The sequence below is a fragment of the Streptomyces sp. NPDC007088 genome, from assembly GCF_042869355.1.
GTDB lineage: Bacteria > Actinomycetota > Actinomycetes > Streptomycetales > Streptomycetaceae > Streptomyces.
The window spans coordinates 451,008-475,070 of record NZ_JBIAFO010000003.1; the positions used below are offsets into that span (position 1 = coordinate 451,008).

General features: G+C 73.2%; 21 protein-coding genes, 1 tRNA gene, 1 pseudogene and 1 riboswitch. Of the genes and pseudogenes, 17 read left to right on the forward strand and 6 right to left on the reverse strand.

Features of this window, described 5'->3' with window-relative positions; translation table 11 throughout:
- The first annotated feature begins 74 nt into the window (after positions 1 to 74).
- From ACFYMP_RS07640 to ACFYMP_RS07665, 6 genes are all read left to right on the forward strand, one after another.
- Entirely contained in the window at positions 75 to 908 is an 834-nt protein-coding gene (locus ACFYMP_RS07640) for a hypothetical protein (RefSeq protein ID WP_388852311.1), read from the forward strand.
- A gap of 139 nt (positions 909 to 1,047) precedes the next feature.
- Entirely contained in the window at positions 1,048 to 1,794 is a 747-nt protein-coding gene (locus tag ACFYMP_RS07645) for an HNH endonuclease family protein (RefSeq protein WP_388852056.1), read from the forward strand.
- 254 nt (positions 1,795 to 2,048) lie between these two features.
- Positions 2,049 to 2,831, forward strand: coding sequence for a hypothetical protein (locus ACFYMP_RS07650; protein WP_388852059.1), 783 nt, complete (start codon positions 2,049 to 2,051; stop codon positions 2,829 to 2,831).
- A 143-nt stretch (positions 2,832 to 2,974) separates the two neighbouring features.
- Positions 2,975 to 4,456 (forward strand): protein kinase, encoded by a 1,482-nt coding sequence (locus ACFYMP_RS07655; protein WP_388852314.1) that lies wholly within the window; start codon positions 2,975 to 2,977, stop codon positions 4,454 to 4,456.
- Between the two features lie 142 nt (positions 4,457 to 4,598).
- The gene (locus tag ACFYMP_RS07660; protein WP_388852062.1) at positions 4,599 to 5,282 is read left to right on the forward strand and encodes a SurA N-terminal domain-containing protein; all 684 of its coding nucleotides are present in this window, start codon (positions 4,599 to 4,601) and stop codon (positions 5,280 to 5,282) included.
- Between the two features lie 130 nt (positions 5,283 to 5,412).
- A complete protein-coding gene (locus ACFYMP_RS07665) occupies positions 5,413 to 6,417 on the forward strand; it encodes a nucleoside triphosphate pyrophosphohydrolase (RefSeq protein ID WP_388852065.1) in 1,005 nt (334 codons plus the stop codon).
- Here ACFYMP_RS07665 and ACFYMP_RS07670 read toward each other — a convergent pair.
- Positions 6,408 to 6,743: pseudogene (locus tag ACFYMP_RS07670) on the reverse strand (Uma2 family endonuclease); the annotation flags it as partial. The gene ACFYMP_RS07665 and the pseudogene ACFYMP_RS07670 sit on opposite strands and share 10 nt — an antisense overlap.
- Positions 6,744 to 7,173: 430 nt before the next feature.
- On the opposite strand from ACFYMP_RS07670, the gene ACFYMP_RS07675 reads away from it, so the two are divergent.
- The 7 genes from ACFYMP_RS07675 (at position 7,174) to ACFYMP_RS07705 (ending at position 14,708) form a co-directional block, all read left to right on the forward strand.
- The gene (locus tag ACFYMP_RS07675) at positions 7,174 to 8,409 is read left to right on the forward strand and encodes a cytochrome P450 (RefSeq protein WP_388852317.1); all 1,236 of its coding nucleotides are present in this window, start codon (positions 7,174 to 7,176) and stop codon (positions 8,407 to 8,409) included.
- Positions 8,410 to 8,561: 152 nt separating this feature from the next.
- On the forward strand, positions 8,562 to 9,665 hold the full coding sequence (locus tag ACFYMP_RS07680) for a transglycosylase family protein (protein ID WP_388852068.1): 1,104 nt from the start codon (positions 8,562 to 8,564) through the stop codon (positions 9,663 to 9,665).
- A 185-nt stretch (positions 9,666 to 9,850) separates the two neighbouring features.
- Positions 9,851 to 10,027, forward strand: a riboswitch (cyclic di-AMP (ydaO/yuaA leader).
- 4 nt (positions 10,028 to 10,031) lie between these two features.
- Positions 10,032 to 10,781, forward strand: a complete 750-nt coding sequence (locus ACFYMP_RS07685; RefSeq protein ID WP_388852071.1) for a transglycosylase family protein — start codon at positions 10,032 to 10,034, stop codon at positions 10,779 to 10,781.
- A gap of 374 nt (positions 10,782 to 11,155) precedes the next feature.
- Positions 11,156 to 12,442 carry a phosphopyruvate hydratase gene (gene eno / locus ACFYMP_RS07690; protein ID WP_388852074.1) on the forward strand — a complete coding sequence of 429 codons (1,287 nt, stop codon included), beginning with the start codon at positions 11,156 to 11,158 and terminating at the stop codon, positions 12,440 to 12,442.
- A 164-nt stretch (positions 12,443 to 12,606) separates the two neighbouring features.
- On the forward strand, positions 12,607 to 13,089 hold the full coding sequence (locus ACFYMP_RS07695) for a septum formation initiator family protein (protein ID WP_388852078.1): 483 nt from the start codon (positions 12,607 to 12,609) through the stop codon (positions 13,087 to 13,089).
- A gap of 114 nt (positions 13,090 to 13,203) precedes the next feature.
- Complete coding sequence (locus ACFYMP_RS07700; RefSeq protein WP_388852080.1) at positions 13,204 to 13,743, forward strand: DUF501 domain-containing protein; 540 nt, start codon at positions 13,204 to 13,206, stop codon at positions 13,741 to 13,743.
- Positions 13,740 to 14,708 carry an exopolyphosphatase gene (locus ACFYMP_RS07705; RefSeq protein WP_388852083.1) on the forward strand — a complete coding sequence of 323 codons (969 nt, stop codon included), beginning with the start codon at positions 13,740 to 13,742 and terminating at the stop codon, positions 14,706 to 14,708. The genes ACFYMP_RS07700 and ACFYMP_RS07705 overlap by 4 nt, the downstream gene beginning before the upstream one ends.
- Before the next feature lie 133 nt (positions 14,709 to 14,841).
- Here the strand turns inward: ACFYMP_RS07705 and ACFYMP_RS07710 are convergent, their stop codons facing one another.
- The 4 genes from ACFYMP_RS07710 to cutA form a co-directional block, all read right to left on the reverse strand.
- Positions 14,842 to 15,336 (reverse strand): hypothetical protein, encoded by a 495-nt coding sequence (locus tag ACFYMP_RS07710; protein ID WP_388852086.1) that lies wholly within the window; start codon positions 15,334 to 15,336, stop codon positions 14,842 to 14,844.
- A 123-nt stretch (positions 15,337 to 15,459) separates the two neighbouring features.
- Positions 15,460 to 16,656, reverse strand: a complete 1,197-nt coding sequence (locus ACFYMP_RS07715) for an MFS transporter (RefSeq protein WP_388852089.1) — start codon at positions 16,654 to 16,656, stop codon at positions 15,460 to 15,462.
- A 109-nt stretch (positions 16,657 to 16,765) separates the two neighbouring features.
- Entirely contained in the window at positions 16,766 to 17,362 is a 597-nt protein-coding gene (locus ACFYMP_RS07720; RefSeq protein WP_388852092.1) for a TetR/AcrR family transcriptional regulator, read from the reverse strand.
- A 134-nt stretch (positions 17,363 to 17,496) separates the two neighbouring features.
- Complete coding sequence (cutA, locus tag ACFYMP_RS07725) at positions 17,497 to 17,817, reverse strand: divalent-cation tolerance protein CutA (protein ID WP_388852095.1); 321 nt, start codon at positions 17,815 to 17,817, stop codon at positions 17,497 to 17,499.
- 437 nt (positions 17,818 to 18,254) lie between these two features.
- Between cutA and ACFYMP_RS07730 the strand changes: the two genes are divergently transcribed.
- From ACFYMP_RS07730 to ACFYMP_RS07740, 3 genes are all read left to right on the forward strand, one after another.
- Complete coding sequence (locus ACFYMP_RS07730) at positions 18,255 to 19,688, forward strand: NAD(P)/FAD-dependent oxidoreductase (RefSeq protein WP_388852098.1); 1,434 nt, start codon at positions 18,255 to 18,257, stop codon at positions 19,686 to 19,688.
- Positions 19,689 to 20,155: 467 nt separating this feature from the next.
- On the forward strand, positions 20,156 to 21,454 hold the full coding sequence (locus ACFYMP_RS07735) for a class I SAM-dependent methyltransferase (protein WP_388852101.1): 1,299 nt from the start codon (positions 20,156 to 20,158) through the stop codon (positions 21,452 to 21,454).
- A gap of 376 nt (positions 21,455 to 21,830) precedes the next feature.
- A tRNA-Leu gene (locus ACFYMP_RS07740) sits at positions 21,831 to 21,913 on the forward strand.
- Between the two features lie 141 nt (positions 21,914 to 22,054).
- On the opposite strand, the gene ACFYMP_RS07745 is transcribed toward ACFYMP_RS07740, so the two are convergent.
- The gene (locus ACFYMP_RS07745; protein WP_388852104.1) at positions 22,055 to 22,570 is read right to left on the reverse strand and encodes a hypothetical protein; all 516 of its coding nucleotides are present in this window, start codon (positions 22,568 to 22,570) and stop codon (positions 22,055 to 22,057) included.
- A gap of 885 nt (positions 22,571 to 23,455) precedes the next feature.
- Between ACFYMP_RS07745 and ACFYMP_RS07750 the strand changes: the two genes are divergently transcribed.
- Positions 23,456 to 23,692, forward strand: coding sequence for a hypothetical protein (locus ACFYMP_RS07750; RefSeq protein ID WP_388852106.1), 237 nt, complete (start codon positions 23,456 to 23,458; stop codon positions 23,690 to 23,692).
- Positions 23,693 to 24,063: the final 371 nt, after the last annotated feature.

The window sequence follows — 24,063 nt, forward strand, 5'->3', positions numbered from 1 at the left end:
GCGAACAGAAGCAGGTACGGGCCGAGGGGACGGCCGGGGCCGTCCCGGCGGTGGAGCCCGCGCGGGTCCGGCAGATGTGGCATCTGCTGGAGCCTCTGCACGCGGTGGTCTACTACGCCCCCGAGGTCTTCGAGGAGTCGGCCGCGCTCGGCCTGGCCACGGACGAGCGCTGGCCCTCCTACTTCCCGCTGCGGGCCGCGCCACTGGGCCCGGTGGGCGCGCCGGGGATCGCCTCCGCCTTCTACAGCTTCAGCCCCGCCACAGTCGAGCGGTACGCCCCCGACTGGGACAGGACCGGCCCGCAGGAGGTCCTCGCGGCGCGGCTGCGCGGCGTCGAGCGGTGCTACGGGCGGCTGTTCGGGGAGCGCGCCGCGAGTCCCGAACTGGCCGAGGCGGCCTCCCTCGCGCGGCGCGCGGCGCTCGCCGCCCAGCCGGCGGGCCGTCCCCTGGCCGCCGCGAACGCGGCCCTGCCCTGGCCCGCCGCCCCGCACCTCGTGCTGTGGCAGGCGGCGACGGTCCTGCGCGAGCACCGGGGCGACGGCCACCTCGCCGCCCTCCTCACGGCGGGCCTGGACCCGGTCGAGTCCCTCGTGTCCTTCGCGGCGATCGGCGCGGCGCCCGAGGAGACCTTCGCGAGCCGGGGCTGGAGCGGGAGGGAGTGGTCGGCGGCCCGTGAACGCCTCCACGCCCGGGGCCTGGTGGCCGGGGACGGTACGGCGACCCCCGCCGGCCGCGCCCTGCGCGCCGAGGTCGAGGCCCGCACCGACGCCCTGGCCGCCGCTCCCTGGCAGGCCCTCGGTACGCGGGACACCGCCCGCCTCGCCGAACTGCTCGGCCCCTTCTGGCTCGACGTGATCGGCTCGGGCCTGCTCCCGTCCACGACGACCCTCGGCATCGGGAAGGTGTAGGGGGCGTCCGCCTGCCGCGCCCCCACCCCGCGCCCCCCCGCCCCGGCCCGCCCGGAGTCGGCGTCCGCCGACCGGGTAGACATGAGGTCCGGCGGAAAACGCCGGTGGGCACGTGGGTGAGCGCGGCGAGAGGCACGGTATGCGGCACAAGGCGGGACCGCTGGGCGCGGTGGGGACGGCGGTCCTCTGCGGGGTACTGCTCACGAGCGCGGGCTGCTCGGACCTGGACGAGGTGACGGCGGGGGAGGGCGGCGGCTCCGGCGGTCCGGCCACCGCCGCGCACGGCTCCGCGCTGGCGGCCGTGGACTCGCTGACCGTCAAGGGCCGGGCCCCGAAGACCGGTTACGCGCGCGACCGGTTCGGCAGCGCCTGGGCCGACACCGACTCCAACCACTGCGACACCCGCGACGACGTCCTCAAACGCGACCTGGAGGACGTGAGGTACAAGGAGGGGAAGTGCGTCATCGCCCGGGGGACGCTCACCGACGACCCCTACTCGGGGAAGACGATCCGCTTCACCCGGGGCGCGAGCACGATCGACATCGACCACCTCGTGTCCCTGTCCGACGCCTGGCAGAAGGGCGCCCAGCAGTGGGACGCGAGCAAGCGCATAGCGCTGGCCAACGACCCGCTGAACCTGCTGGCCGTCAGCTCCGGCCCCAACCGCAGCAAGGGCGAGGGCGACACCGCGACCTGGCTGCCCGCGAACAAGGGCTACCGCTGCACGTACGTCGCCGGCCAGGTGGCGGTGAAGAAGAAGTACGGGCTGTGGGTGACCGGCGCCGAACGGGCCGCGATGAGGAAGGTCCTGTCCACCTGCCCGGACCAGAAGCTCCCGGCCGGCGACGCCCCGACCAGCGCCCCGGCCCGCTTCCACGCGGACTGAGCCCGCTTCCACGCGGACTGAGCCCGCTCGCGCGGGGCTGAGCGGCCCGTCGCGGAGGGCTGGGGCGGTCCGGACCGTCGGGGGGCGGTCCGGACCGGCGGCGCGCGGCGGGCGGATGTGACGAGAACGGCGAAGTCCCCCGTACAACCCCGGGGACGATCCGGCTGTCGGTGTATACGCTCGACGCCCGGCGCCGGGCAGCAGTGCGGCGTGTCGCTCGTCCCGTCCGCAGGTCCCGGCCCCAGGAGCAAGCCATGAACGGCATCGGCCCCGGCTTCGTGCCCCCTCCGCCGCCGCGCCGCCGTCCCCGTACGGCCGCGCTGGTCGCCGAGCGCGTCGCGCTGAGCCTGGTCTCGGTGTGCTCGATCGGCTTCCTGACCTGGGCCACGCTGCTGCGCCTCGCGTTCCTGACCCGCCAGAACGCGGACCGGCTCGCGTTCTGGCTGTCCGTCGTCGGCACCCTCGCCGGCACCACGCTCGTCCTGGTCGACCCGGGCGGTGAGGAGATCGAGGGCTGGCAGGGCAACCTCGGCATGGTGTTCCTGCTGCTGAACGCGCTGGGCGGGACCGCGTACTACCTGTACGCCGACATCATGCGCCGCTTCCCGCCGCTCCCCGCCCCCGCGCACGCCTTCCCCTACGCGCGGCCGCAGGCCCCCGCTCCGGGACAGGGGCCGGCACAGGCCCAGGCGACGACACGGGTGTCCGGGCAGTCTCCGGCCCCCGCGCCGCCCTACGGCTACCCGCCCGCCCCGCACCACGGCGCACACGGCCCCCACCCCGCCCCTCCCGCCCCGCCCGGCCGCATCGATCAGGTACGGGCCGAACTCGACGAACTCAGTGCCTACCTGCGCGCCCGGGAGCGGGAGCGGGAGCACGAGACGGCGGAACCCGGCGGAACCGGCTTCGGGGACGGCACCGGACCCGGACCCGGCACTGCGCCCGGCACCGGCACCGGACCCGAGTACCCCGGCCCCCACGGATGGACCGCCGGGCCCGGCCGCCCCTCCGGCGGCGAGGGGCACCCCCAGCGGTGACCGCCGAGAGGAACCGGGAACCGAACCGGGAACCGAACCGCGTACCGGATCGCGGACCCGACCGCGAACCGTCCGGCGGCCCGGCGGGTGAGCGCCTCCTCGCGGGCCGCTACCAGCTCGCCACGCTCCTCGGCCAGGGCGGTATGGGCCAGGTGTGGGCCGCCTACGACCGGCGTCTGGACCGCAGGGTCGCGGTCAAGCTGCTGCGCCCCGACCGGGCCGCCGGGGACAGCGAGGAGCTGCGCCGCCGCTTCGTCCGGGAGTGCCGCGTCACCGCCCAGGTCGACCACCCCGGCCTCGTCACCGTGCACGACGCGGGCGTCGAGGACGAGGACCTCTTCCTCGTCATGCGCCACGTCGACGGGACCGACCTCGCCGGCCACCTCGCCGCGCACCGCCCCTACCCCTGGCCCTGGGCGGTGGGCGTCGCCGCCCAGCTGTGCTCCGTGCTGTGCGCGGTGCACGCGCTGCCGATCGTCCACCGCGACCTCAAGCCCCGCAACGTGATGGTCGGGGAGGACGGCCTGGTGACCGTCCTCGATCTCGGCGTGGCCTCCGTGATGGACACCGACACGACACGCCTCACCCACACCGGCACCCCCATCGGCACGCCCGCCTACATGGCGCCCGAGCAGGCGATGGGCGGCGCGGTCGGCCCGTACACCGACCTGTACGCGCTCGGTGTGCTCCTCTACGAACTGCTCACCGGTGAGGTGCCGTTCACGGGCAGCACCGCGCTCGGCGTCCTCTACCGCCACCTGCACGAGCAGCCGCTCCCGGTCCGCCACTCGCGCCCCGAGATCCCCCCGGCCCTCGCGGCGCTCGTGGAGCGGCTGCTCGCGAAGGACCCGCAGGCCAGACCGCCCGGCGCCCACGCCGTGTACGAGGAACTGGTGCCGCTGCTGCCCGCGCGCGGCACCCCCGTGGGCCCCCGCGACCCGCTCCGCCCCTTCCTGCGCCCGCAGGCCCCGTGGCAGGGCCGCCCGGCGGCCCCCGGCCCCGCCGCCCCGGCTCCCGCGGACCCGCGCGGCCCCCGCCCGCTCCCCGTCACGGCCGGTTCCCGCGGCGCCCCCGACGTGGCCACCGCCGTCGACCACGTCAAGCACCTGCTCGGCGAGGGCCGCGTCACCCAGGCCGTCGACCTGCTCGGGGGCCTCCTGCCGGCGGCCGCCGCGAGCTACGGCGAGGGCTCCGTCGTCGTCCGCATGCTGCGCAAGCAGTACGCGGCCACCCTCATGGAGGACGGCCAGTACCGCCGCGCCCTGCCCGAACTGCGCCGCCTCGCCGGGGAACGCGCCGCCGAGGCCGGGCCCGCCGACCGGGACGCGCTGCGCTTCCGCTACGAGGCCGCCCAGTGCCTCGAACAGCTCGGGGAGGCCGCGGGCGCCCTCGCCGAGTACCGCGAACTGCTCGCGTACTTCTCCCACCCGTACGCCGGTGACCGGCTGCTCGCCCTCGACGTACGGCGCAGGACCGGGCACGTCCTGCTCGCCGTCGGCGACCACGCCGCCGCCCGCGAGGCCCTGTCTTCGCTGCTGTCCGACGCCGAACGGCTGCACGGCCCCGGCCATCCGCTCCCCGCCGAGATCCGCCGCACCCTGCGGTGGCTGAGCCGCGTCCACTGAGGCCCCGTCAGCGCGGACCGCCCCGTGCGCCACACAACTGGCCGCGAATCGTTGGTCGAAGCGGTAGCCCGCGGGCTGCCGACTGCCTAACATCGATCACCGCAAGCTTGTGCTCCGAAGCACAATCTCTGGGAGGCTCCCCGTGCACAGCCGCCGTCGCACCAGCCGCAGCCGTAGCCGCACCACCGGGCTCGCCCTCTTTGCCGCGCTGCTCGCCGGCGTCCCCCTGCTGTCCGCGTGCGGAAGCGAGGCCCACCCGGGCGCCGCGGCCGTCGTCGGCGGCCAGCGCATCACCGTCGCGCAACTGGAGAGCCGGGTCAGCGAGGTCCGCGAGGCGCAGCGCGCCGCGAGCCCCGACACCAAGACGTACGAGCAGATCGTCGGCAAGAGCGGGAAGCTGTCCCGCTTCACCCTCCAGTCCATGGTCCGCGACCGGGTCCTGCACCGCGCCGCGAAGGACGCCGGGGTCACCGTGAGCCGCGCCGAGGTCCAGCGGCTGCGCGCCTCCTTCGCCCAGCAGGCCGGGGGCGACAAGGCCCTCCAGACGGCGTGGCTCCAGCAGAACGAGGTCGCGCCCGCCCGCCTCGACGAGAGCCTGCGCACCGAGATCGCCGCGCAGAAGCTCTACCGGGCGCTCGGCGCCGACCCCAACACCAAGGAGGGGCAGGACGCGTTCTGGAAGGCGCTGTCCGTCGCCGGGAAGAAACTGAAGGTGGACATCAACCCGCGCTACGGCTCGTGGAACGCGCGCACCAGCGGCCGCGCCGACACCCAGCCCGCCTGGCTGCGCGAGGTCTCGAAACCGGCGGGCACCGAACAGAGCTGACCGGGCAGGGCGGGCCGAGCAGGGCTGACCGGGCCGAGCAGGGCTGACCGGGCAGGGCGGGCCGGGCACGGTGGGCCGGGTACCCGCCGCCGCCCGCCGGGGTGCGCGGCCACTGCGTTACGTTCGGGGGGTGAACGCAACCACCCCCGCCGCCGGGCCCGGCCGGATCGTCCTGCTCACCACGAGCCACCGGGTCGCCCCCGGGCTCCTGTCCTGGCCGGCCTGGGACACCCTGCGCACCGCCGCCCGCGTGCTGTGCGCCGACCCGGACCACCCCCAGCTCCCGTACCTGCGCGAGGCCGGGATCACCGTCGAGCGGTACGCGCCCGAGGCGCGGGAACTGGTCGAGTTCTGCGCCGGCGGCTCGACCGTCGTCGTGCTGCCCGGCGGGCCCGGCGGGGAGAGCGAGGCGGCGGGGGACCGGCGCCTGACCGACCAGCTGGCCGCGATGGCCGGTTCCGGCCGCTTCGCGATGCCCGAACTCGAACTGCTGCCCGCCTCCTACGACCTGCCGGGCGCGCGCCTGCTCGACCTCGTGCAGGTCATGGACCGTATCCGCGCCGAGTGCCCGTGGTCGAGCCTCCAGACCCACGAGGGCCTCGCCCCGTACGCGCTGGAGGAGGTCTTCGAGCTCGTCGAGGCGATCGAGACGGGGGACCGCGCCGAACTGCGCGAGGAACTCGGCGACGTCCTGCTCCAGGTCGTCTTCCACTCCCGGATCGCGGAGGAGGACGCGGAGGAGCCCTTCTCCGTGGACGACGTCGCCGGCGCCATCGTCGACAAGCTCGTCCACCGCCACCCGCACGTCTTCGGCGAGGAGCGCGCCGAGACCCCCGAGGACGTCCGCGCCCTGTGGCTGCGCAGGAAGGCCGAGGAGAAGGGCCGCACCTCGGTCACCGAGGGCGTACCGCTGGGCCAGCCCGCCCTGTCCCTCGCCGCGAAACTCCACTCCCGCGCCCGCACGGCGGCCCTCGACGTGGACCTGCCCACCGGCCCCGGCGGCGGTATCGGCTACGAACTGCTCGCCCTCGCCGCGAAGGCCCAGGCCGAGGGCGTCGACCCGGAGGCCGCCCTGCGCGGCGCGGCACGCGCGTACCGGGACGCGATCCTGGCGGCGGAGGGCCGTCAGGGCTGAGGGGGGCGGCGCAGAGAAAGGTCGATGTCGAGCGCGACGGGTACGGGAACCCGCAGCCGGTCGTGGTGGATTCCGGTCAGGGCGTAGACGCCCGTGGCCGGGTCCGCCTCGTGGACGTAGACGACGGGGCGGCCATCGACTCCCTCTACCCGCCAGAAGTGCCTGATGCCCGCTGCCGCGTACTTGCGTGGCTTGATCCGCCGATCCCGCTCTGCCGATTCCGCCGAGACGACTTCGACGGCGAGCAGGATGTCGGCGGGTTCGTGGAAAGTCTGAGCGGGGCCCGTACGGGCAGCCCAGGGGACGAGCATCAGGCCGGGCTCCGGCCGGTTGTCTCTGTCGAGTTACAGGTCGTCCGGTACTTGGTCGAACAGCGCGTTTTCCAGCAGCCGTAGCACGGCCATGTGGAAATCGGTCTGCGGACGGAGTATGGCCGTACTCAAGAGCCTACCTGGGGCATATGCCGCAAGTATATACGAAAGAGTGAAAGCCGCGCACGGGAGTCCACGCCGCCGGGCCCGCACGGACGGAGGCAGCGCCGAAGGAGCCCCCCGCCCGGCCCGGTACCGTCGACCGGTGACCGAGAACGCCCCCGCCACCCCGGACGGCCCCGCCACCCCGGACGGCCCCGCCGCCACGGACGGCCCCGCCGCCACGGACGGCCCCGCCGCCACGGACGGCCCCGCCGCCACGGACGCCCCGGACGGCCCCACCGCCCCCGCCTGCCCCCTCGCGGTACCCGGCCCGACCCCGCCGCTGTTCAGCCGGGAGTTCGCCGCCGACCCCTATCCCGCGTACGCCTGGCTGCGCGAGCACGCGCCGGTGCGCTGGACCCGGCTGCCCAGCGGGGTCGAGGCGTGGCTCGTCACCCGGTACGCCGAGGCCCGGCAGGCCCTCGCCGAGCCCCTGCTGTCCAAGAACCCGGCGCACCACGCCGAGTCCGCCCACGCCAAGGGCAAGACCGGCATCCCGGGCGAGCGCAAGGCCGAACTCATGACGCACCTGCTCAACATCGACCCGCCCGACCACACCCGGCTGCGCCGCCTCGTGTCGAAGGCGTTCACCCCGCGCCGGGTCGCCGCTTTCGAGCCTCGGGTACGCGAACTGACCGACGCCCTCGTCGACGGGTTCGCGGAGAGGGGGGAGGCGGACCTCATCCACGAGTTCGCCTTCCCGCTCCCCATCTACGCCATCTGCGACCTGCTCGGCGTCCCGCGCGAGGACCAGGACGACTTCCGCGACTGGGCGGGCATGATGATCCGGCACGGCGGCGGACCGCGCGGGGGAGTGGGCCGGGCCGTCAGGAAGATGCGCGGCTACCTCGCCGAACTCATCCACCGCAAACGCCTCGACCCCGGCGACGACCTCATCTCCGACCTCGTCCGCGCCTCCGACGACGGGGAGCACCTGACGGAGAACGAGGCCGCCGCGATGGCCTTCATCCTCCTGTTCGCCGGCTTCGAGACGACCGTGAACCTCGTGGGGAACGGCGTACTGGCCCTGCTCGGGCACCCGGAGGAACGCGCCCGCCTCCAGGCGTCCCTGGCCGCCGGGGACCGGGGACTGCTCGCGACCGGCGTCGAGGAACTGCTGCGCTGGGACGGCCCGGTGGAACTGGCCACCTGGCGGTACGCGACCGCGCCACTGCGCGTCGGCGAGCAGGACATCGCGCCCGGGGACCCCGTACTCGTGGTGCTCGCGGCGGCCGACCGCGACCCGGAGCGCTTCACCGCGCCCGACACGCTCGACCTCGCGCGCCGCGACAACCAGCACCTCGGTTACGGCCACGGCATCCACTACTGCCTCGGCGCGCCGCTGGCCCGCCTCGAAGGGCGGACCGCGCTGGAGCGGCTGCTGACCCGCCTTCCGGACCTCGCGCTGGACGCCGAACCCGAGGAGCTGCGCTGGCGCGGCGGCCTCATCATGCGGGGGCTGCGCACCCTGCCCGTCCGCTTCACTCCCGTCACTCCTGCCCCGGACGGCGGCGCGTAATACCCCACTTACCCGTGATGTGGCAGCTCGTGCGACCTGAACCGACGTCAAAAATGTGATGTTCGTGTGATCAGGGCTGCATCGACTTGTGACAGGCATTCGAATCCGGCTACGTTCACGTCCGATCCAGCTGTCACGCGAAAGGCAACCGCATGCTCTCCGGGAACGGCCGTCACCGACGCCCCCGCCAGGCCCCGGCCCTTGTCGTCGCGGCAGGAGTGACCGGCTCGGCCATCGCCATCCCGCTGCTCGGCGCGACCGGCGCCAGCGCGGACCAGGGCCCTTGGGACCGCCTCGTCGAATGCGAGACCGGCGGCTCGTGGAGCGCCGACAGCGGCAACGGCTACTACGGCGGCCTCCAGCTCTCCGACGACGAGTGGGAGGCGAACGGCGGTCTCGACCTCGCCCCGCGCGCCGACATGGCCACGCGCGCCCAGCAGATCCTCGTCGGTCAGCGCATCCTCGCCGCCCAGGGCCCGTCCGCCTGGCCCGGTTGCGCTGTCGGAGCGGGCCTGACCCGTGAGGACGGCGGCACCGACGACGCGGCGGGCGCGGGTGTCGGCGACACCTCGACCGTCCCCGCCTCGCCCTCCGCGCAGCCCTCGGACTCCGGGGACCCCGCGAAGAAGGCGGAGTCCGGCAAGACCGACGAGTCCCCCGAAGCGGAGAAGTCCGACAAGGAGGACAAGGGCGCCAAGGACGCCAAGGGTGACGAGAGCGCCGAGGTGCCGAAGTCGCCCGAGAAGACCTCGAAGCACGCCAAGCCGGGCACCTCGGACGAAACGTCCGCACCGGACGCCGAGTCAAGTGCCTCCCCCTCCGCGAAGGAGGAAGGGGGCGACGCCTCCGGCAAGCCCTCCGGCCGCCACGCCAAGAAGGACACCCAAAGCCCCTCCGGCGAGCCCTCCTCGCGCGAGGAGGAGGACGGCGCGTCGCCCGTCTCCGGCGACGCGACGGACCGGGAGCCGGGCGACGCGGACACCCAGGACCCGGCCGCCGCCGGAGTGGACCGTTCCCCGGCCGGCGAACTCCACGCCTCGCGGGGAGAAAACGGGCAGAGGTCGGCGAACGGCGCCACCAAGGACAAGACGTACACGGTGCGTTCGGGCGACAGTCTCTGGGCCATCGCGGACGCCCACGAGCTCCCCGAGGGCTGGACCGCGCTGTACGAGGAGAACAAGAAGGTCGTCGGGGCCGACCCCGACCTCATCCTCCCTGGCCAGAGCCTGGATCTTGGTGTGGATTCGGGTCAATAACCGGACAAGAGGGTGTCAGGGTTCGAGCCCCTTTGTCCGGTTGAGGGCAAGTGAGACATGAGTCTCAACAGCCCTGATCGTCTTTGAAGTTCCGGTTGTTTCTTGCTTAACGTCGTCTCCGCTCCCCACCGGGAGCCCCCATGGCCGTCACGCCGAATCCTGCCGGCGACCGTGCGGGACAGTCGTCGCGTCGAGCGCCGAAGGCAGGAGCGGGGGACCCAAGGTTTGCGCCCCGCGTGCCGTCCGGAGAGATCCGGGCGGTGCGCGGGGCTCGGGGTGAAGTCGTGCGCAAGGTCGCACGGCCGGGCAACTCACGGGCCCGAACCCGACAGCTCACCTCGTAGGCGTCGGTGAGGAGACCTCTTCATGCTGTTTTCCAGCAAGGGCAACAAGCACCGTCGTTCTTCCAGGGCCACCCGGGTCGTCGCCCTCGCGGGTGTCACCGGCGCCGCCATCGCCGTCCCGCTGATGGCCTCAGGCACCGCCTCCGCCGCCTCCGTCTCGACCTGGGACAAGGTCGCCCAGTGCGAGTCCGGCGGCAACTGGTCCATCAACACCGGCAACGGTTACTACGGTGGCCTCCAGTTCAACCAGTCCTCCTGGGCCGCCGCCGGCGGCACCCAGTACGCCCCGCGCGCCGACCTGGCCACCAAGGGCCAGCAGATAGCCACCGCCGAGAAGCTCCTCGCCATGCAGGGACCGGGCGCCTGGTCCTGCGCCGGCGCCGGCGGCCTCACCAACGACGGTGTGGACCCGGGCGTCAGCACCGGCGGCTCCTCCTCCGGCCAGCAGTCCCAGCAGGCCGCCCCGCAGCACACCGACGGCCAGGCCGCCTCGCGCGGCCAGCAGCGCCAGGCGGCCCCGCAGCCCAAGGCCGCGCCGAAGCCCGCCCCGAAGGCCGCGCCCAAGTCCACGACCGGCACGGTCACGACCGACACCGGCAAGATCGTCCCCAAGGGCGACGGCGAGTACAAGGTCGTCACCGGCGACACGCTGAGCGAGATCGCGCAGAAGCACCACGTCTCCGGCGGCTGGTCCAAGCTGTTCCAGCTCAACGACGACATCGTCAAGAACGCCGACCTGATCTACCCGGGCCAGCAGCTCCACCTGAGCTGACCCGGCCGGCGGGCCCCGCGCCCGCCGCTCCCCGGCCCACCCCCAGGGCCCCGGCCCCACAGGGCCACCCGGCCCCTCGGGGCCGCCCCGCCCCGGCCCGCGTCCCCCGCGCGTGCCGGGGCGGGGTCCGTTCCGGCCGCCCGGCTCGTCCGTGCGCCGCCCCGCTCAACGGCGGGCTCATGTGTCACGGCGGACGGCTCAGATGCTCACCCGCCCCGGCGGCGACGCGCCGGATATGCGCCCGATGTCCCTTGCGTCCGGTCGTTTCGTCTTAGCGGGCGGGCTTCGGGGGGCCTCGGGTCCCGAGCCGGTTAGGCTCATGTCGCAAGGTGCTCACGCACCCCGCACTTCCTGCTTCACATCCCACGAAGGAGATGCTCGTGCCGTCCATCGACGTCGTCGTAGCCCGGGAAATCCTGGACTCCCGAGGCAACCCCACGGTCGAGGTCGAGGTCGGCCTCGACGACGGGAGCACGGGCCGCGCTGCCGTGCCCTCCGGCGCCTCCACCGGGGCCTTCGAGGCCCTCGAACTGCGTGACGGAGACGCGAACCGCTACGGCGGCAAGGGCGTCGAGAAGGCCGTGCTGGCCGTCATCGAGCAGATCGGCCCGGAGCTGGTGGGCTACGACGCCACCGAGCAGCGGCTGATCGACCAGGCGATGTTCGACCTGGACGCCACCCCGGACAAGTCCTCGCTCGGCGCCAACGCCATCCTCGGCGTCTCCCTCGCCGTCGCGCACGCCGCCTCCGAGGCCAGCGACCTGCCGCTCTTCCGCTACCTGGGCGGCCCCAACGCGCACCTGCTCCCGGTGCCGATGATGAACATCCTGAACGGCGGCTCGCACGCCGACTCCAACGTGGACATCCAGGAGTTCATGATCGCGCCGATCGGCGCCGAGTCCTTCTCCGAGGCCGTCCGCTGGGGCTCCGAGGTCTACCACACCCTCAAGAAGGTCCTGAAGCAGCGCGGGCTGTCCACGGGCCTCGGCGACGAGGGCGGCTTCGCCCCGAGCCTGGAGTCCAACCGCGCCGCCCTCGACCTCATCCTCGAAGCGATCAAGGAAGCCGGCTACGTGCCCGGCCGCGACATCGCGCTCGCCCTGGACGTCGCCGCCTCCGAGTTCTACAAGGACGGCAAGTACCTGTTCGAGGGCAAGGAGCGTTCGGCCGCCGAGATGACCGAGTACTACGAGGAGCTCGTCTCCGCGTACCCGCTCGTGTCCATCGAGGACCCGCTGTACGAGGACGACTGGGCCGGCTGGAAGACCATCACCGACAAGCTCGGCGACAAGGTCCAGCTCGTCGGTGACGACCTGTTCGTCACCAACCCGGAGCGTCTGGCGCGCGGTATCGAGGAGGGCTCCGCGAACGCCCTGCTCGTCAAGGTCAACCAGATCGGCTCGCTGACCGAGACCCTGGACGCCGTGGAGCTGGCCCAGCGCAACGGCTTCAAGTGCATGATGTCGCACCGCTCCGGCGAGACCGAGGACGTCACGATCGCCGACCTCGCCGTCGCCGTGAACTGCGGCCAGATCAAGTCCGGCGCCCCGGCCCGCACCGACCGCGTCGCCAAGTACAACCAGCTCCTGCGCATCGAGGAGATCCTCGACGACGCCGCCGTGTACGCGGGCCGCTCCGCGTTCCCGCGCTTCAAGGGCTGAGCCCCCGGGCCCCCGCGCCCGCGCGATGTCCGTCGGCACCCGGCTGACGGCCCGCCCCGGGGCGCACGGCCTCCGTACGTCCCCGCACCCGGTCCCGTACCGTGTGCGGGGACGTACGCGTGTTCAGGACGTCCGCGCGTTTCACGGGTGCACGGGGAGGCACGATGCCAGCGAGGGACCACCGGGACCGGTTCTCCACGGCCACCCGGCTGCGGGCACTCGGCGAGCAGACCGCCGCGCGCGTCTACCGCTCCCAGTCCCGCCGCCAGGCCCGCCGCTCCCGGCTGACCGGGCGCGCCGCCCTCCTCGTCCTCGTCCTGTGCACGCTGGTCGTCGCGCTCGCCTACCCGATGCGCCAGTACGTCTCGCAGCGCAACGAGATCGCCGACATGCGCGAGCAACTGCGCGAGCACCGCGCGAACGTGGAGCGGCTGCGCGACGAGAAGGCCCGCTGGGAGGACCCCGCCTACGCCCGCCAGCGCATCCGCGAACGCCTCCACTACGTGCTGCCCGGCGAGACCGGCTACACCGCGCTGGTCCGGGGCGCCGCGCTCCAGGGCCCGCAGCCCGGCGGCGCCGTCTCGCACCGCGCCTGGTACGCGAACCTGCTCACCGGAATCGACCGCGCGGACGCCTCGGACCGCTGAACCGCCCGGGGACGGCGCGCCGCCGCCCTGCGGCGATACTGGGGGAACGGGACGGCACCGAGCCGGCCCCGCCCGCCAGGCCCCCGCCGTCGCACGTACGAGAGAAAGCCCCGCATGGACACGCCCCCGCCGCCCACCGCGCCCGCCGAGCCGACCGAGGCCGATGTCGCCGCCTTCAAGCAGCAGCTCGGCCGTCCGCCGCGCGGGCTGCGCACCATCGCGCACCGCTGCCCCTGCGGGCTCCCGGACGTCGTGGAGACGGCGCCCCGGCTGCCCGACGGCACCCCGTTCCCCACGCTGTACTACCTGACGTGCCCGCGCGCGGCCTCCGCGATCGGCACGCTGGAGGCGAACGGCGTGATGCGCGAGATGACCGAGCGCCTCGGCCGTGACCCGGAGCTCGCGGACGCCTACCGCGCCGCGCACGAGGACTACCTCAGGCGCCGCGACGAGATCGAGGAGCTGACCGGCTTCCCGAGCGCGGGCGGTATGCCGGAGCGCGTGAAGTGCCTGCACGTCCTGGTCGCGCACTCGCTCGCGGCCGGGCCGGGCGTCAACCCGCTCGGCGACGAGGCCCTCGCGATGCTCCCCGAGTGGTGGGCGAAGGGCCCGTGCGCGGACCTGTGCGCGACGGCCGAGGGGGAGGGCAAGTGACGAGGGTCGCGGCGATCGACTGCGGTACGAACTCCATCCGCCTGCTCGTCGCGGACGCCGACCCGGCGACCGGCGAGCTGCGCGACCTGCACCGCGCCATGCGCGTCGTGCGCCTGGGCCAGGGCGTGGACCGTACGGGCCGCCTCGCCCCGGAGGCGCTGGAGCGCACCTTCGACGCGTGCCGCGCGTACGCGCGCCTGATCGAGGAGCACGGCGTCCCGGCCGGCAAGCTGCGCTTCGTCGCGACCTCCGCCTCCCGCGACGCCTCCAACCGCGAGGACTTCGCGCGCGGCGTCCGCGAGATCCTGGGCGTCGACCCCGAGGTGATCACCGGCGAGGAGGAGGCGCAGCTCTCCTTCACCGGCGCGACGAGGGAACTCACCGGCTCCGACACCTACGAGAAGCCGTATCTGGTGGTCGACATCGGCGGCGGCTCCATGGAGTGCGTGGTCGGCGAGGACGCGGTGGCCGCGGCCCGCTCGGTCGACATCGGCTGCGTGCGGATGACGGAACGCCACCTCACCCGCGAGGACGGCACGGTGGTCGACCCGCCGACCGCCGCCCTGGTCGCCGCGATCGAGTCGGACATCGAACGGGCCCTGGACCAGGCCGCCGAAACGGTCCCGCTGAGCGAGGCGCGCACCCTCGTGGGCCTCGCGGGCACGGTCACGACGATCGCCGCGATCTCCCTGGACCTCCAGGAGTACGACTCGGCGGCCATCCACCACTCCCGCGTCTCCTACGCGTCGGTGTCCGCGATCACCGACCGCCTCCTGGCCTCCACCCACGCCGAACGCGCCGCGATCCCCGCGATGCACCCGGGCCGCGTCGATGTCATCACCTCCGGCGCCCTGATCCTGCGCGCGCTCATGCGCCGTGCCGGGGCGAAGGAGGTCGTGGTCAGCGAACACGACATCCTGGACGGGATCGGCTGGTCGGTGGCGGAGGACGGCCACCGGCCCTGAGCCGGAGGGGCGGGCCGCCTCAGCCGCGCTCGGCCAGCGGAGCCACGTCGGCGGCGCGTTCCCGAGGGACGTACGCCGGTGTTCCGCGACACGGGCCCCTCGTGAAAGGCCGGGCGGGGCCCGCTCAGCTCAGTCAGACCAGTTCGAGTTCGGGCAGAGAGAAGAATCCGGCGACGGCACGCGCGATCCTCTCCTCGACGTCGTCGCTTTCGAGGTCCGCCCGGGGTCCGGCCAGGCGCGCCGCCGTGAGCGCGGGCAGCAGCAGCTCGGGTTCCGCGCCCCCTCCGTCGCTCGGGGACTCGAAGCTGAGGAAGGTGATCAGCCGCCCGTCCCGGTAGTACTCGAACCAGGGACCGTGGGCCTTCGCTATGCACGGCTCGGTGACGAAGACGACCAGCTCCCCGCCGTCCGCGCACAACGGCCCGTAGGCGGTGGGCTCGTAGTCCCCCTCGTCCCAGCCGAGCATGTCGTGCATGATCACCCCCCACTCCTCCCCCTTGCCGTAGGCGAGCGGCGCGCGCCGCGCGTCGAGGAGCCCCCGGGTGAGCGAGTCCAGCGAAATCCCCCGGAAGAAGACGACGTTGGTCTCTTCGTGATGGGCGAGCGGGCGATCTGTCCAGTGCGTCATGGGGGACACCGTAGGAGGTGGCTCGGACATCGCGGCCGGCCTCGGCGGGTCAGCGGGAACTCACCACACGACCACCGCCCACACGATCTTCCCGAATGTCCCGGCCTCCGGGGGCGGCGCCGCTCAGGGCGCGCACCCGGCGGGCGCCGCCGCTCCCGCCTCGGCCGGAACGCGCCCCCGGCCCCGTCCTCGTATCACCTCGGGAAGTACGGTCACCAGCCCGAATACGGCGAGGCCGGCGCCCAGCCACAGTGGTGCGCGCAGGGTCCACCGCTCCAGGGCGAGGCCGCCGAGCGCGGAGCTGAGGACGATGCCGAGGGTGATGAAGGAGGAGTGGACCGTGTTGACCAACGGACCCGCGCCGCCCACCCGGTGGACCCGGGTGACCAGGGCCGGATTGAGGGTCACTCCCACCAGGCCGATGCCCAGGAAGCAGCCGAGGGCGGCGGCGGGGACGTCGGTGAAGAGGGCGAAGCAGGCGAGGAAGAGGCCGTTGAGCGCCAGGCCGGCCAGGACCACCTGTGGTGCCCAGCGGTCGGCCAGGCGTCCCACCACCGTGTTGCCGACGACGGTCGCCGCGCCGTACGCGATGAGCAGGACCGGCACCGTGCCCTCGGCGAAACCGGAGACCCCGGTCAGGATCGGGTTCGCGTAGCTGAACGCGGAGAAGGTCGCGCCGATGACCAGGGTGCTCGTGCCGAAGGTCAGCCAGAGCCGGGGAACGCGCAACGGGGCTGCCTCGGAACGGAGTTCACCCTTACCCGCGGCCGGCGCCACGGCCGGGACCCCGGCCACCGTGCAGAGCGCCGCCACGAGGGCCAGCAGCGTGATGGCCCAGAACGCGGCGCGCCAGCCCAGGTGCGTGCCGATCAGCGTCGACAGCGGCAGTCCGAGGAGCGTCCCCAGCATGAGGCCGTTGAGGACGAGGGCGACGGCCCGCCCCCGCCGCCCCGGGTCCTCGACCAGCCGCACGCACAGCGAGATCGCCACCCCGAAGAACCCCTGCGAGGCGGCCCCGGTGAGCACGCGGGCCGCGACCATGACCCCGTATCCCGGCGCGCACGCGGCCAGTACGTTGCCCGCCACGAAGAGGGCGAACAGGACGAGCAGCGCGCGGCGCGGCGGCACCCGCAGCAGGGCCACCGTCAGCAGCGGCCCGCCGAGGGCCATCGCGAGGGCGAACGCGGTGATCAGGTAACCGATCCTCGGAACGGTCGTGTGCAGCCCCTGGGCCATCTGCGGCATGAGCCCGGCGACGACGAACTCGCTGGTCACCATGGCGAAGACGCCGAGGGCCAGGACATGGACGGAACGTGGCACGGCCACTCCTTCTTCCGTGGGGCGTGGTGGGCCGACCAGTTGTGTACTGATCGGTGCAAAACAGGGGCGGCCTGGCCTCCCGTATGCGCGTACGGGGCCTGAAGGGCGCTCAGCCGCCGATCGCGTCCAGCGCCACCTCGGCCACCGACTCCAGCGTCGCCCGGTCCGCCCCCGCGCGGCCGGCGATCCGCATCCCGGCGAGCGTGGCGTTGACGTACTGGGCGAGGGCGGCGGGGGCGCGCCCGGCGGGGAACTCCCCGGTCCGCTGCCCGGTCTCGAACAGGGCGCGCAGCGCGGCGAGCCGGCGCTCGGTGTCCGCCGTCAGGAGCTCCTCCGTCACGGGGTCGCGGCCCGCGAGTTCGGCGATGACGCTCACCGTCATGCAGCCGAGGCTGTGCCCGTCGCGCCGGGTCTCGTCCTCGCCGTCCACGACCCAGGCGAGCAGGGCGCGGACGCGCTCGCGCGGCGGCACCGTCGCGTCCTCCAGGATCGCGAGCTGTTGCCCCGTCATGATCCGCGTGTAGCGCGCGAGGGCCCGGCTGAACAGGGCGTGCTTGCTGTGGAAGGTGTGGTAGACGCTGCTGCGCCCCAGGCCGGTCGCCTCGCACAGGTCCTGCGTGGACGTCCCCTCGTACCCCTGGGCCCAGAACGTCCGCATCGCGGCGTCCAGGGCCCGGTCCTCGTCGAAGCTTCGCGGTCGGGCCATGGCGGGGAGTCTAGGGGTATTGGACCGAACGATTCAATACTGTGCGCTCCGCCGGGCGGGGTACGTGCGGGCAGGGCCCGTCCGCCGCGCGCCGGCGACGGCGGGCCACGGCGGGCAGCGGTGAACCAGCGGGGCTACCCCCGCACCTCCCGCCCCACCCACGCCAGATACGCGTCGCCGCCCGCCGTGATCGGGGTCGCGATGATCTCGGGGACCTCGTAGTCGTGTTCCGCCGCGATGTGGGCGGACAGTGCGTCGAAGGCGGCCGCCGTCGTCTTGTAGAGGACGCGCCACTCGGTGTCCGTCTCCACGCGGCCCTCCCAGCGGTAGACGCTGGTGACGGGGCCGTCGATCTGGGCGCAGGCCGCGAGGCGGGCCTCGACCGCCGAGGCCGCCAGGCGGCGTGCCTTCTCCTCGGTTCCGGTGGTCGTGAGGACGGCGAGATGGTCGGCCATGAGAGGGCTCCTTACGCTTCCGCGGGCCGTCACCGTACCGTCCGGGGAGGCCGCGGGAGACCGCGGAAAAGGGGCGTTCGGCCCCGCTTCGCGACACGGCCGCGAGAAAGTTCGTGAAGTTCTTCACAAGGAAAACGGCACTCTTGGGCGAGGTCGTGGCCCCCGGTGTGTCGTGGACCCCACTCAAGGGGGCGCCGGCCCCTTCAGATGAGGGTTTCGGGGGTGTTGCGTACCCGTGTCGCGGGGCAGTGGTCCACCTCGGGGAGGTTCGCTCCGGTGCTGTTCACGAGGGGTGCGCAACGTGTGGGCGAGGCCACTGGTTCCCCTGCCGGGGCATGACGTGTGTCACGTGGGCGGCGCAGTGTAGCAGAGGTGCTCACGAACCTTGTGAAGGGGCGCACGAGCCCACCCCTGGGGGCGGGTGGATACTCGATCCCATGAGCACCACGGAGCGTCCCCGAATCCTCGTAGTGGGTGGTGGGTACGTAGGACTGTACGCAGCTCGGCGGATCTTGAAGAAGATGCGCTACGGCGAGGCGACCGTGACGGTCGTCGACCCGCGCTCGTACATGACGTACCAGCCCTTCCTCCCCGAAGCCGCCGCCGGCAACATCTCGCCCCGGCACGTCGTCGTCCCCCTGCGGCGCGTCCTGCCGAAGGCCGAGGTCCTCACCGGCCGCGTGTCCTCCATCGACCAGGACCGCAAGGTAGCCACGATCGCCCCCCTCGTGGGCGAGGCGTACGAGCTGCCCTTCGACTACCTCGTCATCGCGATGGGCGCGGTCTCCCGCACCTTCCCGATCCCCGGGCTCGCCGAGCAGGGCATCGGCATGAAGGGCATCGAGGAGTCCATCGGCCTGCGCAACCACGTCCTGGAGCAGCTGGACAAGGCCGACTCCACCCACGACGAGGAGATCCGCCGCAAGGCGCTCACCTTCGTCTTCGTCGGTGGCGGCTTCGCCGGTGCCGAGACGGTGGGCGAGGTCGAGGACATGGCGCGGGACGCCGCCAAGGAGTACCCCAACGTCTCCCGTGAGGACATGCGCTTCCTCCTCGTGGACGTCGCGGACAAGATCCTCCCCGAGGTCGGCCCGAAGCTCGGCGAGTACGGCAGGAAGCACCTGGAGAGCCGCGGGGTCGAGGTCTACCTCAAGACCGGCATGGACTCCTGCGTCGACGGCCACGTCGTGCTCAACAACGGCCTTGAGGTCGACTCGAACACCATCGTGTGGACGGCCGGCGTCAAGCCGAACCCGGCCCTGGCCCGCTTCGGTCTGCCCCTCGGCCCGCGCGGTCACGTCGACGTCGGCGCCGACCTCCAGGCCACCGGCACCGACTACATCTGGGCCGCCGGCGACAACGCCCAGGTGCCCGACCTCGTCGGCCGGGAGAACGGCAACCCGAACGCCTGGTGCCCGCCCAACGCGCAGCACGCGCTGCGGCAGTCCAAGGTCCTGGGCGACAACGTCGTCTCCGGGATGCGCGGCTTCCCGCAGAAGTCCTACAAGCACGCCAACAAGGGTGCGGTGGCGGGCCTCGGCCTCCACAAGGGCGTCGCGATGATCGTCATGGGCAAGATGAAGATCAAGCTCAAGGGCCGTCTCGCCTGGTACATGCACCGCGCGTACCACGGCATGGCCATGCCGACCTTCAACCGCAAGATCCGGGTCTTCGCCGACTGGACCCTCGGGATGTTCCTCAAGCGCGAGATCGTCTCCCTGGGCGCCATGGAGACCCCGCGCGAGGAGTTCTACGAGGCCGCCAAGCCCGCTCCGAAGCCCGCCGCGGCCGAGAAGCCCGCCCCGCAGAAGGCGGACGCCCCGGCCTCCGAGGCGAAGGGCGAGACAGCCGAGCCCGCCAAGGCCGGCTGACACCACCCGACGCGCTCCGCCGGGGCGGCGGGAACCGTACGACGGCCGGGCGGCCGGGGTCCTCGTGACTCGGGCCGACCGGACGGCCACCGGTACCGCCGGCCGCCTCGGCACCGTCAGCACACCGTAAACGCAAGGGACGTTCGCCATCCGTGGGGCGAGCGTCCCTTGCGTGTGTCCGCGTGCTTGCGTGCCCGCTCACCCGCGCGCCCGGCACGCGTGGGGCCCTCCGCCGGGACGCGTACGCCCCGTCCGGCACGCGTGGGGCCGTCCGCCCGGGACGCGTACGCCCCCGCCCCCGGGACGCGACGAGCCCCGGCCCGGCCGGCCCTCCGAAATGTATGGCGGCACCAACTATTTTGCTGTTCCCTTACGGCGTAACGGGACTGCGTGGGCGCCCCCGGGGTGTTGACGTGGTGTGGACAATCGTTCCCGCTGAGACGGAACTCCCACCGGAGGTGTGCGCCATGCAAGATGCCGCGTCGCGGCTCACCGACCTCGCCGAAGAACTGCTCGGGGCCCCGCTCCCCGTCCGCATCCGGGCCTGGGACGGCAGCGAAGCCGGTCCGCCGCAGGCGCCCACCCTCGTCGTACGCAACCGCCGCGCCCTGCGCCGCCTGCTGTGGAAGCCCGGGGAGCTGGGACTCGCCCGGGGCTGGGTCTCCGGCGACCTCCAGGTGGAGGGCGACCTCTTCGAGGCGCTCGGCCTGCTCTCCGAACTGATCTGGGACCGGGGCGAGGACGCCACAACCGTCCTCCAGTCCCTCAGAGAACCCCGCGTCCGCGGCGCCGTCCGCGGCCTTCTCGCGCTCGCCGGACCCGTCCTCCTGCCGCCCCCGCCGCCCGCCGAGGAACGCCGCAGAGGCGCCCGCGCCCACCTCCACACCAAGGGCAGCGACCGGCAGGCCATCAGCCACCACTACGACGTCGGCAACGCCTTCTACGAACTCGTCCTCGGCCCGTCCATGGTCTACTCCTGCGCCTACTGGGAGCCCGGCGGCACCCTGGAGAGCGCCCAGTACGACAAGCTCGGCCTCATCGCCACCAAGCTGGACCTCCGGCCGGGACAGCGGCTCCTGGACGTCGGTTGCGGCTGGGGCTCCATGGCGATCCACGCGGCGAAGGAGTACGGGGTGAACGTCGTCGGCGTCACCCTCTCCACCGAACAGGCCGCCTACGCCCGTAAGCGCGTCGCCGAGGAAGGGCTGGCCGACCGGGTCGAGATCCGCGTCCAGGACTACCGGGACGTCCACGACGGGCCCTTCGACGCGATCTCCTCCATCGGCATGGCCGAGCACGTCGGCGCCGCCCGCTACCAGGAGTACGCGCACGACCTGTACGCCCTCCTCAGGCCCGGCGGCCGGCTCCTCAACCACCAGATCGCCCGCCGCCCCCTCAGGAACGAGGACGCCTACAACGTCGACGAGTTCATCGACGCCTACGTCTTCCCCGACGGCGAACTCGCCCCCGTCGGCACGACGGTCTCGCTCCTGGAGAACGCCGGCTTCGAGATCCGCGACGTCGAGTCCCTGCGCGAGCACTACGCGCTGACCCTGCGCGCCTGGGTCGCCAACCTGGAACGGAACTGGGCCGAGGCGGTCCGCCTGACCTCCCCCGGCCGCGCGCGCGTCTGGCTCCTCTACATGGCGGCCTCCGCCCTGGCCTTCGAACGCAACCGCATCGGCGTCAACCAGATAGTGGCCGTCCGCACCCCCGAACCGGGCACCTCCGGTCTGCCGCTGCGTCCCCGCACCTGGCACAACTGACGGGGCGACGAGCCACGCCGGGCCACGCGAGGGGCCCGGTCACCTTCCCGCCGTGACACGACGTACGGCGGGGGGTGACCGGGCCCCTCCGGCATGCGACGGGGCCCGGGAGGCGTGGGGAGGAGCCTTCGGGGGCGCGGGCGGACACGTGTACGGCGGGTCCCCCCGGCGGGTGGGAACCGTCCGAGGGTGAAATCCCGTCATTCACGTCCGTGAGGCGGTTCCCCGCGAAAGGCCGCCCGGCGACGCACGATGCCACCCCCCGCTACCTGACGCTCCATCAGGCGCCAATAAAATAAGACAAGATCGGCCCAACGGCCCCATGCCGGGGGCGCCCTGCCGATAGGCTTTACGCCAGTAGCGGGGCCCATGGCCTGCCCGGATGGTGGAATGCAGACACGGCGAGCTTAAACCTCGCTGCCCCTCGCGGGCGTACCGGTTCAAGTCCGGTTCCGGGCACCTTCTCCTGCACCCCTGCTGACCTGTGTGTACGGCCGATATCTGCGGTCCCGTCCGAATCCCACGGGAACGTCGCGGGAACACCACGTACTCTCCCCGCGATGGTGAGTGCCCACTCCTGGCCTGACAAGGCCGGAAATGTCAGCGGTTATCAGGCAGGGCCTTCGTCCACACGTGCTCTTGCAGGACCCACCGGCGCGGGGTGGCGGCCTCACCGTCCGGGGTCTTCGCCGGTACGTCAGGGCTGCTGCCGGTTCGGACGAACGTCACCCGGGCGTGACTCGGGGGCCCGGACCGTGAGTCCGAGCCCCCGGGGACGGCGTGCGGAGGTCCGTGCGAGTCCTTGCCCGGGTGGCAGGGGCCGCAGGTGCTGGAGTCCTCCCACAGGGGGAGGTCCACCTCCCGGCCGGCGCGGGCGACCAGATGGGCCATCTTCACGACCGGCCCGTCGTCCTTCGTCTCGACCAGCGGGACGTGGTGCAGAAAATGCCCGTTGTCGTACGTGTCGCACAGCTCGGCGCAGGCGACGGTGTCGAGGACGATCGGGTGGGCGCCCACGCCCACGAGCTTGCTCGGGGCGAGCCCCAGCCCTTCGCCCCGGTGGTGCACGGCGGTGAGCAGGTAGGCGTAGCCCCGGCCGAGGACGCGGGCCGCCATGACGGAGTCGTACGGGTGGAGTCGGCCGCGACCGGAGTGGGAGGCCACCGGGCTACGGACCGACGCGGCGTCGTCGGCCTGTGCGCAGACGCTGTGCCCCCCGGCCTGCACCGCCGCACGCGGAGGCCGGCGCACCGAGGCCCTGGCCATGGCCGAGGAAGCCCGGCGCGCCGCGCGACGTCTGCCGTCCCTGGTCCCGGCGAGGTGAGGGACCGCCCCGCGATCCGCGGCATCGTGACCGAGCCGGCGCAGCGTCATCCCCGGGCAGTCGGCGTACGGGAACTGCCTGTCGCAGTGTCAGGCCCGCTTTTTACGGGCTGGGCCGGCCCCTGACATCGCCTGTCCGCCGCCGTTCCCGTTCCCGTTTCCGTTCCCGAGGGGGCTGGCAGTCGCGAGCAGCACGAGTGCGGGTGGTGCGTGAGTCCCTGAGCCCTCACCGGCGGACCCGGGCGGGCGACCGGCGAGATCCGGATACGCGGGCGTTTCCGTCAAACCACTGCCAAGCCTCGCTCGCCCACGGGCGCGCGGTAGATCGGGAACAGACGGGACGGAACGGAAAAGTGCGGCGTCCACGGGAGTGGGCCGGGCGCTGACGGGTCGCCTCCGGATGCCGCCCTGGGTTTCCCGGCCCCCGCATCGCTGTCCTGTCCGGCGGGCGGGCGGAGAGCCGGCGGGAGGCGTTGGTAGCGGGCGGGCCGCCACGGGGCCCGCCGAGGGCGTGTCCGTCCGGCCCGCTGTCCTGGCGTTGCCCGGAGGGCCTGGTGACTCCGGGGCAGATGTGCCCATCTGGTGAAGAAGACGATTGTGTGACAGGGCCTCGGGCACGAATTGATCTTACGTGGCCGACCCGACGCGGGACCGGCCTCCTGACGTGAGGAGATACGTGTGAAGACGTGGAACAAGCGCATGACCTTTGGTCTTGCGGCGGCTGCCGCCGCGGTCGCGATCCCGCTGACGGCCGGCTCCGCCTCCGCCGCCATGTGGCACAACGTGGCGGGCGGCCCCGCGATGTACGAGAACCTGGCCGCCTGTCAGGCGGACATCCCTGAGGCGAAGCAGCACTACAAGGACGCGAGCTGCACCGACGTCAACGGCGAGATCACCCTCTGGGCGCTGTACTGAGGCGGTGGACATCACTGACGCGGTAGCCGTCCGCACGCGCCGGTGGTCGCTGCGCCGCCGACCGGCGTGACGGCCGGTCCGGGATCGTGCGTGGTACTGGTCTACCGAACTCGTCGGGGGCACGCGCCGCACCGACGGCCTCCGGGCGCCAGGCGCTGAGGCCGTCGTCCGGTCGATCCGGCACAGGCGCGCGTGTCAAGGGGTCGCCCTTCGCGCGCCGGGGAGCCCGTTCCTGACGTCCCGGCAGCGCGCACCCGCGCGCGCGGGGGGGGGGCGCCCGCGGGGGGGGGGGGCGCCGCGGGCCGCGCCCCCCCCCGCGCGCCGCGCGGCTGCATGCCGGCAGCACCACCAACGAGCCGGAGCGCGTGAGG